Origin of the sequence: Nocardioides sp. (genome assembly GCF_025964975.1) — a bacterium.
Taxonomy (GTDB): Bacteria; Actinomycetota; Actinomycetes; order Propionibacteriales; family Nocardioidaceae; genus Nocardioides.
In genome coordinates this window covers 1-12,838 of sequence record NZ_JAOPXV010000097.1, presented here as the reverse complement: position 1 = coordinate 12,838, position 12,838 = coordinate 1, and the positions used below count along the sequence as shown (strand labels likewise).

The 12,838-nt window shown below is 69.9% G+C and carries 13 protein-coding genes; 6 read left to right on the top strand and 7 right to left on the bottom strand.

Translation table 11 applies throughout. The features are described 5' to 3' along the window. Window positions 1-46: 46 nt before the first annotated feature. Window positions 47-1,450, top strand: coding sequence for a wax ester/triacylglycerol synthase family O-acyltransferase (locus JWN68_RS06750; protein WP_297736511.1), 1,404 nt, complete (start codon window positions 47-49; stop codon window positions 1,448-1,450). A 10-nt stretch (window positions 1,451-1,460) separates the two neighbouring features. Here JWN68_RS06750 and JWN68_RS06745 read toward each other — a convergent pair whose 3' ends face one another. Next, entirely contained in the window at window positions 1,461-2,633 is a 1,173-nt protein-coding gene (locus JWN68_RS06745; RefSeq protein WP_297736507.1) for a site-specific DNA-methyltransferase, read from the bottom strand. 236 nt (window positions 2,634-2,869) lie between these two features. Here JWN68_RS06745 and JWN68_RS06740 point away from each other — a divergent pair, with 236 nt between their 5' ends. Then, the gene (locus JWN68_RS06740) at window positions 2,870-4,210 is read left to right on the top strand and encodes a phosphodiester glycosidase family protein (RefSeq protein WP_297736504.1); all 1,341 of its coding nucleotides are present in this window, start codon (window positions 2,870-2,872) and stop codon (window positions 4,208-4,210) included. A 50-nt stretch (window positions 4,211-4,260) separates the two neighbouring features. Here JWN68_RS06740 and JWN68_RS06735 read toward each other — a convergent pair whose 3' ends face one another. Then, complete coding sequence (locus tag JWN68_RS06735; RefSeq protein ID WP_297736501.1) at window positions 4,261-4,839, bottom strand: hypothetical protein; 579 nt, start codon at window positions 4,837-4,839, stop codon at window positions 4,261-4,263. Window positions 4,840-4,933: 94 nt separating this feature from the next. Here JWN68_RS06735 and JWN68_RS06730 point away from each other — a divergent pair, with 94 nt between their 5' ends. Further along, complete coding sequence (locus JWN68_RS06730) at window positions 4,934-5,503, top strand: mismatch-specific DNA-glycosylase (RefSeq protein WP_297736498.1); 570 nt, start codon at window positions 4,934-4,936, stop codon at window positions 5,501-5,503. 22 nt (window positions 5,504-5,525) lie between these two features. On the opposite strand, the gene JWN68_RS06725 is transcribed toward JWN68_RS06730, so the two are convergent. Beyond that, window positions 5,526-5,930 carry a hypothetical protein gene (locus tag JWN68_RS06725; RefSeq protein ID WP_297736496.1) on the bottom strand — a complete coding sequence of 135 codons (405 nt, stop codon included), beginning with the start codon at window positions 5,928-5,930 and terminating at the stop codon, window positions 5,526-5,528. A 25-nt stretch (window positions 5,931-5,955) separates the two neighbouring features. Here JWN68_RS06725 and JWN68_RS06720 point away from each other — a divergent pair, with 25 nt between their 5' ends. Genes JWN68_RS06720 through JWN68_RS06710 form a run of 3 tightly spaced genes read left to right on the top strand, consistent with a single transcriptional unit; the run spans window position 5,956 to window position 8,640 of the window. Then, window positions 5,956-7,140: a (p)ppGpp synthetase gene (locus JWN68_RS06720; protein ID WP_297736493.1), complete on the top strand. Its 1,185-nt coding sequence runs from the start codon at window positions 5,956-5,958 to the stop codon at window positions 7,138-7,140. 26 nt (window positions 7,141-7,166) lie between these two features. Then, window positions 7,167-8,273, top strand: coding sequence for an ionic transporter y4hA (locus JWN68_RS06715; protein ID WP_297736491.1), 1,107 nt, complete (start codon window positions 7,167-7,169; stop codon window positions 8,271-8,273). 13 nt (window positions 8,274-8,286) lie between these two features. Beyond that, on the top strand, window positions 8,287-8,640 hold the full coding sequence (locus tag JWN68_RS06710) for a hypothetical protein (RefSeq protein WP_297736489.1): 354 nt from the start codon (window positions 8,287-8,289) through the stop codon (window positions 8,638-8,640). A 5-nt stretch (window positions 8,641-8,645) separates the two neighbouring features. Here JWN68_RS06710 and JWN68_RS06705 read toward each other — a convergent pair whose 3' ends face one another. The 4 genes from JWN68_RS06705 to JWN68_RS06690 all read right to left on the bottom strand — a co-directional run. Then, window positions 8,646-9,647 (bottom strand): sugar phosphate isomerase/epimerase family protein, encoded by a 1,002-nt coding sequence (locus tag JWN68_RS06705; RefSeq protein ID WP_297736486.1) that lies wholly within the window; start codon window positions 9,645-9,647, stop codon window positions 8,646-8,648. Then, window positions 9,644-10,774, bottom strand: coding sequence for a Gfo/Idh/MocA family oxidoreductase (locus JWN68_RS06700; protein WP_297736484.1), 1,131 nt, complete (start codon window positions 10,772-10,774; stop codon window positions 9,644-9,646). Before JWN68_RS06700 ends, JWN68_RS06705 begins: the two co-directional genes overlap by 4 nt. Before the next feature lie 11 nt (window positions 10,775-10,785). After that, entirely contained in the window at window positions 10,786-11,640 is an 855-nt protein-coding gene (locus JWN68_RS06695; protein WP_297736481.1) for a sugar phosphate isomerase/epimerase family protein, read from the bottom strand. 3 nt (window positions 11,641-11,643) lie between these two features. Then, a partial coding sequence (locus tag JWN68_RS06690) for a substrate-binding domain-containing protein (RefSeq protein ID WP_297736479.1) occupies window positions 11,644-12,838 on the bottom strand: 1,195 nt, incomplete at its 5' end.

Sequence of the window (12,838 nt, the reverse complement as noted above, 5' to 3'; positions counted from 1 at the left end):
GTGGAGCACGCGAGGATCAGCCTTCTTCGAAGAGGGGATCCACAGCGTGGTCACACCGATCGACCCGACGTCCGTTGCTTTCCTGTATGCCGAGAACCGTCGTCAGCCGATGCACGTCGGCGGGCTCCAGCTCTTCAAGAAGCCCGAGGGCGCTGGTCGCAACTACGTCCGGGACATGTACGAGACGATGTCCACCCCCCAGGCGATCGCTCCCCTCTTCCTCAAGCACCCGCGACGCTCCCTCGCGACCGCGGGGCAGTACGTCTGGGAACCGGACGCGCAGTTCGACATCGAGCACCACGTACGCCATAGCGCGCTCCCCAAGCCCGGACGGGTCCGCGAGCTCCTGGACCTCTGCTCGCGCCTGCACTCCACGCGGCTCGGCCGCGAGCGACCCTTGTGGGAGGCCCACGTCATCGAGGGCCTGCGCGACGGCCGGGTCGCGCTCTACACCAAGGTCCACCACGGACTCGTCGACGGGGTCTCGGCCATGCGGCTGATGCAGAGCGTCCTGAGCACGGATCCCGACCTCCGCGACATGGCGCCGCCGTGGGGGGCTCGTCCGCCCCGCCCCGAGGTTGACCGGCCGGCGTCGGAGCCCACCCCGTCGTCCGAGGTGCCGGCCGCAGCGCTGCGCACCGCCCTGGGAATCAGCGCCGAGGCCGCCGGCCTGCCGGGGGCGCTGATCCGGACCCTCAGCGCCGGCGTGCGCAACGAGACCTCGGCCCTGTCGCTGTACGCCCCCAGGACGATGTTCAACCAGGGGATCACCGGGTCCCGGCGTTTCGCGGCGCAGGACTGGCCGATCGAGCGGATGCAGGCCATCGGCAAGGCCACCGGCACGACCTTGAACGACGTCGTGATGGCGATGTGCAGTGGCGCCCTGCGTTCCTACCTCATCGACTTCGATGCCCTTCCCGAGACCTCACTGGTCTCGATGGTGCCGATCGGGCTCAACGCCAAGCAGTCCCAGGTGGCCTCGGCCGACGGCGGCAACGCGGTCGGGGCCGTGATGGTGCAGCTCGGGACGCACCTCCCCGACGCCGGCGACCGCCTCGAGTCCGTGCACCGCTCGATGGGTCAGGGCAAGGCCGCCCTGTCGTCGATGACGCCCACGCAGATCATCGCCATGAGCGCCCTCGGCATGTCACCGACGCTCCTGACCTCGGTGATGCGGATGCACGGTCTGGTGCGACCGCCGTTCAACGTGATCATCAGCAACGTCCCGGGCCCCAACTCCACGCGCTACTACAACGGCGCCGAAATGGTCGGGACCTATCCGCTGTCCATCCCCATCAACGGCATGGCGCTCAACATCACCTGCAACTCGTACGCCGACAAGATGTGCTTCGGGATCACGGGATGCCGCCGGACGGTGCCGCACCTCCAGCGGTTGCTGACCTACCTCGACGACGAGCTCGGCGCGTTGGAGGCGGCGGCCGGCATCTGAGTGGCTGGTGTCAGCGGAGCTCGAGCCCACCGCCATGGAGCTCGGTCACCGCAGCCAACCGGGCGCGGGTGATGTCGGCGACCGTGGCGAACCCGGCGTTCGCGGCGTTGGACCCCGGACGGGTCGCCTCGGCGGAGTTGATGCTCAGGCAGGTGCGGGTCCCGCCGTCGGCCGCGTTGGTGATCGCCACCGCGTGAGCAGTCGTCCCGCTCCCCGCGAAGGGATCGAGCACCACGGAGTCGGCCGGCATGGTGCCCAGGATCCGCCTGACCAGGCCGGTCGGCTTGGGCGACTCGAAGACGTGACCGATGAGGGCCTTGAGCTCCGCCACTGCGGTGTCGGTGGAGCCGATCTCCTCCGAGAGCCAGATCGTCGGGAGCTTCTTGCGCCGCCCGCCTTCGCGGTGCAGCCAGTCCCGCTGGAAGACGTCGACGCGGGTCCCGGTCCGACCGGCGATCTCCCGGCACACCAGGTCGTCGGGACGCTGGTCGATGCGCGGCCGGGACCAGCGCCACACCGCCGGTCGACCGTCACCGAAGACGGGCAGCACCTCGACGGCACCCTCGAAGGCGGCCGTGGCGACCCGGCCGGTCAGCGGGTCGCCGTACACCGGGAAGTGCAGGGTAGGGGCGGTGACCGGGTTGAACTTCTTGTTGGTGTTGCGCAGCGGGAGGTGCCGGAACGCCCGGCCGTCCTCGGTGCTCTGTCCGAAGTCGGCAGCATCGACCGTGTCGTGGCTGCTCGCGTCCAGCACGCACTGCTTGGCGTCGCGGGCATAGACCATGACGTATTCATGGCTCGTCGCGAACCCGCCGCCGAGCTGTCGCCCCTTGGGGTTGAGGTTCACCACGACCTGGGCCAGGAAGTTGGCCTCACCGAAGACCTCGTCGAGCAGCAGCCGCAGGTACGCCGCCTCGTTGTCGTCGATGCTGACGTAGATCGCGCCCCGGACCGACAGGACCTCGTGCATCGCCACGAGGCGGGGGCGCATCATGTCCACCCAGGCCGCATGCCGACCGGCCGCACCTCCGCGGTCGGTGCGGAAGGAGTCGGCGTAGGCGAAGTCGTTGCCCGTGTTGTAGGGCGGGTCGGTGTAGATGAGGTCGACACTTCCCGGCTCGATCGTGGCCAGCACGTCGAGGTTGTCGCCCTCGAGGAAGACGTTGTCCACACGCTGGCCCACGGCGCGCAGCCTAGTGCGACAACCAACGAGCCGGGGGGAGCGTCTCCCTCCTCGTGACGACATCCCCGGGACCACTCCGCGACACACCCCGTGTCTCCGCGATCCGCCACCGGCTCCGACCTACTGTGGAGCGTGTGTTTGCCTCGAACCGATTGACCTCGTCCCTGCTCGGCGGCGCCCTCGCCTGTTGCCTCGTTGCTGTCCCGGTGTCGGTCTCTGCGGGCGCCTCACCATCGATGACCACCCACGACCTCGTCAGCGGCGACGGTGGCGGCGACAGGGCCCACGACCGCCGTGGCCTGGGTCCCCTGCAACGACGCGCACTGCGCGAGCGCGGCACCGTGATGACTCGACGAGGGCAGACCTCCGACGGCGTTCCGGGCCTGGTGGCCCGACGACTCCCCCGCAACGCCCGCGCCACGCCGGCCACCGTCACGAGTGACGTCACCTACGAGATCGCCCCGGGCATGACGATCCGCGAGTGGGACCAGTCGGACGGGCGGGGCCCGATCCGCGCCAACCTCCTGACCATCGACCTCAACGCCCCCCACATCTCCGTCGACTACCTCGGTGCGCCCTATGCCGTACGCCGCCAGACCGTCAGCCAGATGGGGGCGGCCGAGGGTGTGATCGGCGCCGTCAACGGCGACTTCTTCGACATCTCCGACACCGGCGCCCCGCTCGGCGTCGGGGTGGACCGCGAGCGCGGAGTGCTCCACGGCTCGACCACGGGCTGGATCCCGGAGAACGCGTCCTTCTACCTCGACGCTGCCGGCACCCCGCAGATCGGCCCCATGGCGACCAAGACCAAGCTGCGCCAGCGACCGCGCTGGCAGTTCAGCGGTCTGAACGCCCCGACTGTCGCCGACAACTCGATCGGTCTCTACACGACCGACTGGGGCTGGACCAAGGGTTACTCGGTGACCGACGGCGACACCAAGCAGGTCCGCGAGGTGGTCGTCGTCGAGGGCGAGATCGTCTCCAACAAGGGGGCGTTGTCCAAGGGTCGCAAGATCAAGGGCCAGGTCATGGTCGGCCGGGGATCGGCGGCCAAGCTGCTCAAGACGCTCCAGGTGGGCCGCAAGGCGACCTTCAAGTTCAAGGCGAAGCCCGGCGCCCTGGTGGCCGTGTCCGGGGACCGTCCGCTGCTGCTGAACGGCGTCCGAACGGTCGTCAACGACCGGCTCATGCACCCGCGCACCGCCGTAGGCATCGACGTCGACGGCCGCAAGCTGCTCTTCCTCGTCATCGACGGGCGCTCCACCGCCAGCCGCGGCTACACCATGGTCGAGCTCGCCAACATGATGCAGGCCCTCGGCGCCGAGAGCGCGCTGAACTTCGACGGTGGCGGGTCGTCCACGATGTACTCACGCAAGGTCACCGGCGAGATGGGCGTGATCAACGAACCCTCCACCGACATCGACGAGCCAGGCTCGGCCGGCGTGGAGCGCAAGGTCGCGAACGGGGTCGCGATCTTCTACCACGCGGAGTTCCCACCGATCGTGCCGCCGCCACCGCCGCCCACGCCGGCTCCCACGCCCGCGCCGACCCCGGTGCCCACGACGCCGCCGGCCTGACGAATCACCCGCTGATCAGACCTCGGTCAGACCCGGGGTCAGACCCGTGATCAGACGCTGTCCTCCACGAGGAACAACGCCACCGACGTGACCGGCACCAGGCACTGGACGGTGGACTTGGGCATCGGCGCGGTGACCTGGACGCCCTCGAACGTCTTCTCCCACACCACCGTCGTCGGGCTCTCACAGCCCACGGCCACGACCGAACCGAAGAGCGTGTTGCCGTCCGGGACCTGCACGTCCTTGACCGCTGCCCGCACGTCGGCGGCCAGTCTGGCGTCGGTGCCGGCGAGGAAGCTGTCGACGGCCTTGGCATCGACCAACGCGCTGGCGAGATGTGAGGTCTCCCCGTCGACGTTGGAGGCGCTGACGATGAGTGCCTGCCCGGGTTCGACCGTGTCACCGACCGGCATGCTTCCCCCTGCGCCTTCCGAGGAGCTGTCCTCGGGGTCGGTGGTGCTGCTGGTGGTCCCGGAGGGGGTCACGGACTCGGAGCCGCTGGCCGAGGAATCGGTCGCGCTGGTCGGCTCCTCGCTCTCACTGCTGCCACACGCCGCGAGCGTCGTCAGCAACAACGCGCAGGAGGCAAGAGTGCCAGCGGTCAGGCGTCGGTCTGGTCGTGGGCTCACGTGGACCTCACTGGGTGAGAAGGGTCGGACTCGATGGCAGTTGGACGATAGTCCCACCGTGGAGGTTCCGTCGGGCGCCCTACGCTGGATGCCCATGGCCCTCTTCACCCGCGCTGAGCTCGAGTCCTTCCGCGACACCGAGGTGCCTGACCTCCTCGGTCCCGACCTCCGGCTGCTGTTCGTCGGCATCAACCCCGGCTTGTGGACGGCCGCCACCCAGACCCACTTCGCGCACCCGGTGAACCGCTTCTACCCCGCGCTGCTGCAGGCCGGGATCATCGACCGGCCCATCGACGCAGCGGCCGGGATGGTCGAGGCGGACCGCGCGTACTTCCGCTCGCGTGGACTGGGCATCACCAACCTTGCGCCGCGGGCAACCGCACGGGCCGATGAGCTGAGCGCCGAGGAGCTGCGCGCCGGCGGAGAGCGGCTGGTCGCCCTGGTCACCGAACGAGCACCGCGGGTGGTCGCGGTCGCCGGCATCACTGCCTACCGCCGAGCGTTCGGCGTGCCGAAGGCCGCCTTGGGACGCCAGCCGGAGACGTTCGGTGGTGCCGTCCTGTGGGTGGTGCCCAACCCCAGTGGGCTCAACGCCCACCACACGGTCGCCTCGCTCGCGCGGGCGTATGCCGAGCCCGCGCGAGCAGCGGGGGTCCTGGACTGAGCCCTCACCCCCGAGCAGCGCATCAGCGCGACCACCCGCGGTCCTGCTGCTCGCCCAGCTCACCCTCGAACACCTCGTCGCCCTCGACGATCAGCAGCACCGGACCCCGGCCCCTTGCTCCGGGCACCTCGATGCACCCGTCGAGCCGGCGGGGCGCACCCAGGAACTCATCGATGAGGAAGCGCAGCCACTGACCGGCCGCGTCCACCCGGGCTCGGCCAGGAGCCAGCACGAGGCAGCAGCCGTCGGCGCACGGCACCCAGGGCGACGGCACCGCTGGTTGGCCGGGCCACATCCGGGTCATCCCGCCCTCGGCGAACGAGGGCAGCTCGCCGTGCTCGGGGATCGAGTGACGGCAGAAGCCGGACAGGAAGGCCACGTCGCTGGCGTCGATGACCGGGGTGATCCGGAGCCGGGTAGGTTCCATCGGAATGCTCCTTCATGAGGGTGCCGTGCCTGCCTCCTTCCTGCTCGGAGCCGTGGTCAATCCCGCCTTCGTCGCAGCTGGGGAGGACCGCCGCCACCGCCCCGGGGAACCGCCGGGTGCGAAGCGGGGCCAGACACGGCAGGCTGTGCCTGTGCCGTCCCCCGACCAACCCGCCCAGCTTCCCGCCCCTGCGCCGACCTCGCGGCCGGTGCGAGAGGCCGTGCGCGCCTACGCCGCTCGCCAACCAGGGCTGGTCGCGCCGACCGAGCGCTTCGTCGAGCTGATCACCATCCTGCTCGACGACGCCGGCATCAACTACCTCAGCGTCACCGGGCGGACCAAGAGCGTGGCCTCCTTCGCCGCCAAGGCTGCTCGCGTCGTCGACGACGAGCTGTTGTACCCCGATCCGCTCAACCAGGTCACCGACCAGATCGGGGTGCGCGTCATCACCTACGTCCACAGCGACGTGGCCGCAGTCGCTGAGCTGCTCGACGACGAGCTGACGATCCTCGACGACCGTGACATGGGCCAGGAGACGGCCAGCGCGGGCGGGTTCGGATATGCCAGCCGCCACCTGTTGGTGACGCCGGACCCTGATGATCCCCACGACGGCAAGGATCACCAGGCGCCGTACGACGCAGTGCGCGGCCACCGTGCCAGCGTGCAGGTCCGCACCGTGCTGCAGCACGCCTGGGCCGAATTCGAGCACGACATCCGCTACAAGGGCACCGACCCGGAGGAATACGTCCCCGACCTCGACCGGCGCTTCACCCTGGCCGCGGGGCTGCTCGAGTTGGCCGACCGGGAGTTCTCCACCATCCGTGAGCGCCTCCAGGCCGTCGGACCGGTCTCGCCGGAGGACTCCGACCCCAGCGACCCACGGATCAGCGGCCAGGAGCTCGCGGCCTTCCTGGCGGGGCAGTACGCCGACGCCGGCTGGTCCCACACCGACCACTACGGGTGGATCGGCGGGCTCCTCCTCGAGCTGGGCATCACCTCGCTCGACGAGCTCGGCGGGCTCCTGACGTCGGTCGACCCCGACGCGATCATCCGGCGGATGGGCTACCGCTACCCCGCCGGAGCCGTACGTCGGCTCGACGACGCCCTGCTCGCGATCTTCGGCCAGCAGTACGTCGACCTGACGGGAAACTCCCACCGCGTGGCCAAGCTCACCGCTCGGCTCGAGACGATGCACGCCGCGGACGCCTGACGACCACGTCTCGCTAGGCTGGGGGCATGCCTCGCCCCAGCTGGACGACTGCCGCGCCGCTGGTGGGGGGTCTGCTGCTCGCCGCGAGCTGGGGACGAGACCTCGGGCCCGTCATGCTCGCCCCGGCCGCCGCCGTCCTGATCGGATCCGTCCTCGCTGCGGTCCACCACGCCGAGGTCGTCGCACACCGGGTGGGAGAGCCTCTCGGCTCCTTGGTGCTGGCAGTCGCGGTCACCGTGATCGAGGTGGCACTGATCGTCACCTTGATGGTGACGGCGGAGAAGGACGTCTCCGGCCTGGCCCGCGACACGGTGTTCGCCGCCGTGATGATCAGCATCAACGGCATCGTCGGGCTGTCCCTGCTCGTCAGCGCGCTCAAGCACCACCTGGCCGTCTTCAACCCGGAGGGCACCGGAGCCGCTCTGGCCACTGTGGTCGCCCTGGCCACCCTCTGCCTGGTCCTGCCGTCGTTCACGACCTCGGAGTCGGGCCCGGAGTACTCCGGTGCCCAGCTGGCGTTCGCGGCCGTGGCGTCGCTCTCTCTCTACGCCATGTTCGTGTTCACCCAGACGATCCGTCACCGCGACTTCTTCCTGCCCGTCGATCGTGACGGCACCACGCTCGCACCGGGCGACCACGTCGACGCGGACGGCGACGGGCATGCCGATCCGCCGGACAACCGGACCACCGCGAGGAGCGCCGGGCTGCTCGTCGTCTCCCTGGTGGCGGTGGTCGGACTGGCCAAGATCGTCTCGCCCGCCATCGAGGACGGTGTTGCCTCCGTGGGATTCCCCCACGCGGTGGTCGGAGTGGTGATCGCGCTGTTGGTGCTGCTCCCCGAGTCGATCGCAGCGGTCCGCGCCGCCGCGCGCGAGCGGGTGCAGGTGAGCCTCAACCTTGCCCTGGGCTCGGCGATGGCGTCGATCGGGCTCACCATCCCGACCCTGGCGGTCGCCTCGATCTGGCTGGAGGGCCCGCTGGCCCTTGGCCTGGACAACGTGCAGATCGTGCTGCTGTTCCTGACGGTGATCGTCGGCATCCTGACCGTCGTCCCCGGCCGCGCCAAGCCGCTGCAGGGCTGCGTGCACCTCGTGCTCCTCGCCTCCTTCATCTTCCTGACCATCGCACCCTGAACCGAAAGCAGCCATGACCGAGCCCGAACAGCCCCGCCGCCGGCGCCACCTCATCGACCCCGATGCACCTCGCCCGGTGCGCGACCGGGCCGCGGAGGACAAGAACCTGACCCGCGTCCAGCGCTGGGTCATGTCGGCGCTCGTCGTCACCACGATCTTCCACCTCGTGATGGGCCTGATCCTGGCCGCGGTCTTCCTGGAGGACCCACGTCCGGGGGCCCGCGTCGGACTGTGCCTCATCGCCGGCGCGTTCGGCGTCATCGCGGTTGCCCTGGCCCGGATGATCCACGGCAGACGGCCCGTCTCATCGTGGCTGCTGCTGGGTCTCGTCCCGTCAGCGATCGGGATCGTCCTGGCCTACCGCTGAGCGGCTCAGTCCTGGGAGAACGCGGCGTCGAAGGCCTGGGCGGGCCGGTCGAAGTCGAACTGCTTGAGATGGGCCAGCGCTTCGGGGGCACCCTGCAGCCGGTCCATCCCGGCGTCCTCCCACTCGACGGAGATCGGTCCGTCGTAGCCGATCGCACCCAGGGCCCGGAAGCAGTCCTCCCAGGGCACGTCCCCGCGACCAGCCGTGACGAAGTCCCAGCCACGGCGCTGGTCGCCCCATGGGAGGTGGGAGGACAGCAGGCCGTTGCGGCCGCCGCCGAGGCGCATCCGGGTGTCCTTGCAGTCGACGTGGTAGATCCGGTCGGCGAAGTCGGTGATGAACGCGACAGGGTCGAGGTCCTGCCACATCATGTGGCTGGGGTCCCAGTTCAGGCCGAAGGCGGGCCGGTGGCCGACCGCCTCCAGCGTCCGCATCGTCGACCAGTAGTCGTAGGCGATCTCGGAGGGGTGCACCTCGTGGGCGAAGCGGACCCCGCACTCGTCGAAGACGTCCAGGATCGGGTTCCACCGGTCAGCGAAGTCCTGGTAGCCCGCCTCGATCACGCTCGCCGGCACCGGCGGGAACATTGCGACGTACTGCCAGATCGACGAGCCGGTGAAGCCGACCACGGTGTCGACGCCGAGCCGCTGCGCAAGTCGCGCAGTGTGCTGCATCTCCTCGGCAGCCCGGGCACGGACGCCGTCCGGAGACCCGTCGCCCCACACCCGGGGACGGACGATGGCCTGGTGCCGGAAGTCGATCGGGTCGTCGCACACGGCCTGGCCGGTGAGGTGGTTGGAGATGGCCCACACCTGGAGGCCATGGCGTTCGAGGACGGCGAGCCGGTCTGCGATGTAGTCGTCGTCGTCGCAGCGCCAGGCGTCGAGGTGCTCGCCCGACACGGCGATCTCGAGGCCGTCGTAGCCCCAGCCGGCGGCGTGGGCCGCCACCTCCTCCAGCGTGAGGTCGGCCCACTGGCCGGTGAACAGGGTGTAGGGACGGCTCATGAGGGGTCCTCCAGCGAGACGGGTGACCCCGAGCGTGCCGCACTCTGTTCGATCGCCGCCAGCACACGTTGTACGGCGAGGCCGTCGGCGAAGCTCGGGGAGGGCTCCGTCCCGGCTGCGATGGTCCCGAGGAAGTCGGCGACCTGATTGGTGAAGGTGCTGTCCCAGCCGAGCACGTGGCCGGGGGGCCACCAGGCCTCGACGTAGGGATGGTGGGCCTCGGTGGCGAGCACCCGGGTGAAACCGGGGTTGCCGTCGAGGCAGACGTGGAGCTCGTTGAGCGACTCGAGGGAGAAGCGCAGGGAGCCGAGGCTGCCGTAGACCTCGATGGCGAGAGCGTTCTTCTGTCCCGTCGCCATCCGGCTGACCTCGATGCTGGCGACCGCTCCCGTCGTGGTCCGCAGCGTGGCCCAGGCGGCATCGTCGACGGTCACGGCCTCCGGCCCGTCGGTGCCGGTCCGCTCACCGACGAACGTCTCGAGCAGCCCGCTCGCCGACGCCACGTCGGCGCCCAGCAGGTAGCGCACCTGGTCGACGGCGTGCGAGCCGAGGTCGCCGAGCGCCCCGGACCCCGCCGCCTCCTTCCGCATCCGCCAGGTCATCGGCGCTGCCGCGTCGACGAGCCAGTCCTGGAGGTAGGACACCCGCAGCTGGCGCACGGTGCCGAGGCGCCCGGCGGCGATCAGGTCCCGTGCCATGGCCAGGGCCGGCACCCGCCGGTAGTTGAAGCCGACCATGGCCCGCACACCGTGCCGGGAGGCGTCCTCGGCCGCGGCGACCATCGCCTCGGCCTCGGCGATCGTGTTGGCCAACGGTTTCTCGACCAGCACGTGCTTGCCGGCGCCCAACGCGGCGATGGCGATCTCCGCGTGCAGGTGACCCGGCACGCAGATGTCCACGATGTCGACGGCGTCGTCCTCGATCACCGCCCGCCAGTCCGTGGCCGTCCGGGACCACCCGTAGCGGGTGGCGGCCGCCGCGACCTGGGCCGGGTCGCGACCGACCAGCACCTCCTGCCGGATGCCGGGCACCCGAGGATGGAAGGCTCCGACGTTGCGCCAGGCGTTCGAGTGGGCCTTGCCCATGAAGGCGTAGCCGATGACGGCTACCCCCAGGCGGTCGTCCATGTCAGTCCTCATCAGTCTCGTGCAGTCAGGGACCGCAGGAAGGCCAGCCCGTCTCGGGCCAGGTCGTCCTGGGTGGGGGCCAGCGGTCGCCAGATCGACGCCGCGGTGGCGATCGATGCGTTGTCGGCGGTGAAGCTCTCGATATTGAGCGGGCCCTCGTAGCCCACGTGGTGCAGTGCTGCCAGCAGGGCTGGCCAGTCGGTCTGGTCGCCGCCCGGTGCCCCGCGGTCCGAGCCGCACACCTGCAGGTGCACCAGCCGTTCACCGGCCGCGTGGATCGCGGCAGGAGTCGAGCGCTCCTCGATGTTGAGGTGATAGCTGTCCAGGGCCAGGCCTACGGTGGCCGGCACCCCGTCCAGCAGCTCCAGCCCCTGGGCCACGGTGTTGACCATCGACGTCTCGTAGCGGTTCAGCGGCTCGATGCCGAGCACCACCCCTCGCTCCCCCGCATGGTCGGCGACCGGTGCGATGTTGGTCCGCCATTCGGCGTACGCCGCTCGACGCTCCTCGCCCGACATCCGCCAGACCCTGCCGGTCGAGGTGTAGAACGGTCCGCACACTGCTGGGGCGCCCACGCCGTGGGCGAGATCGATGCACGCACGCAGGTAGTCCTGCGTGGCGGCGATGCCCGTCCCCCCCGTGGCGACGAGGTCGCGACCTGGTGCCATCGCGCCCACGACGTAGGGCCTCAGTCCGGTCCGCTCGAGCGCGGATCGGACCACGTCGACGCTCAGGTCGCCGACGTTCTCCAGCGGGAGCTCGACTGCGTCGAACCCCAGGTCGGCGACGTGGATGAGCACGTCGCCGACCACTGCGTCGGTCAGGGGAGAGACCCAGACCCACGTGTTGATGCCGATGGCGGGCACGACTCAGCGGTCCTGCCAGGCCTCCGGGAAGCCCGGCAGGTCCTCGCCACCGAACTTGGCGTAGTGCCCGTCAGGCATGCCGTCGTTGGCCTCGAGGTAGTCCGCGCGCTCGTCCTCGGCGATCGGCACCTGCGGGAGCACCCACTCCTTCGGGACCTCCTCGCCGGCGAAGATCTTCTCGACGGCGAGCAGCGGCGTGCGCCACTGGAAGTTCGAGTAGACGGGCGCGAGCCCGGTGAGACCGGTCTCCTCCCACTTGCGCAGGAAGCTCATCTCGTCCTCGCCGGTCATCACCGGGTAGTCGACCCCGGCGTCCTCGAAGGCCTCGATCGCAGCCACGGCACCGTCGCCGGCGTCCATCCACACGCCGTCGACCTCACCCTGGTTGAGGGCGTCGGTGATGTAGTTCTTGATCTCGCTGGGGTCGGCGCCGGTGAAGAAGTCATCAGCCTCGATGCCATTCTCCTCGAAGATCTTCTTGGCCGCAGCCCACCGGGTCTCCAGCACGTCGACCCCGGGCAGGATGCGCAGCGCGATGACCTTGTCACCCTCCTCGAGGTTGTCGACGAGGAACTCGGCCGTGTCGATGCCCCAGGCGTAGCCGCCGATGGGGTGGATGAACGTGGTGGCGCAGTCGGTCTCGACGCCACGGTCGAAGACGATGACCGGCTTGCCGGTCTCACAGGCACGCTCCACGCCCGGCGTCAGCGCCGCCGTGGAGTTGGGCGAGATGACGAAGGCGTCGCAGTTGCCCTCGGAGATGAAGTAGTCGATGTCGGCCAGCTGGGTGTTGTCGTCGTCCTGGGCGTCCCGCACCTCCATCTCGGAGATGACGCCCTTGTCCTGGAGCGCCTCGAGCTGCTGGTTCATCGTGATGAAGCCGGTCTGGCGCCACGGGTTGCTGACCGAGGCGTTGGCGAAGCAGACCTTCTTGGCGCCCTCGGACTTGTACTCCGCGGTGTCGCTCATCGGACCGTCGATGTACTGCAGCCAGGGCTCCGACACGTCACCCTCGAAGGATGCCGAGCGCTGGGCGTCCTGCTCGTCGTAGTCGGCCTGCACGAACCACTCGGAGTCGTCGCCCGTCTCCTCGGCGGCAGGCTCCTCCGTGGTCGTCTCGGTCGTCGTCTCCGTGGCCGTCGTGTCGCCGGGGCCGTCGACGTCATCGGTGCTGCAGCCAGCCAGCACCGCGAGCACG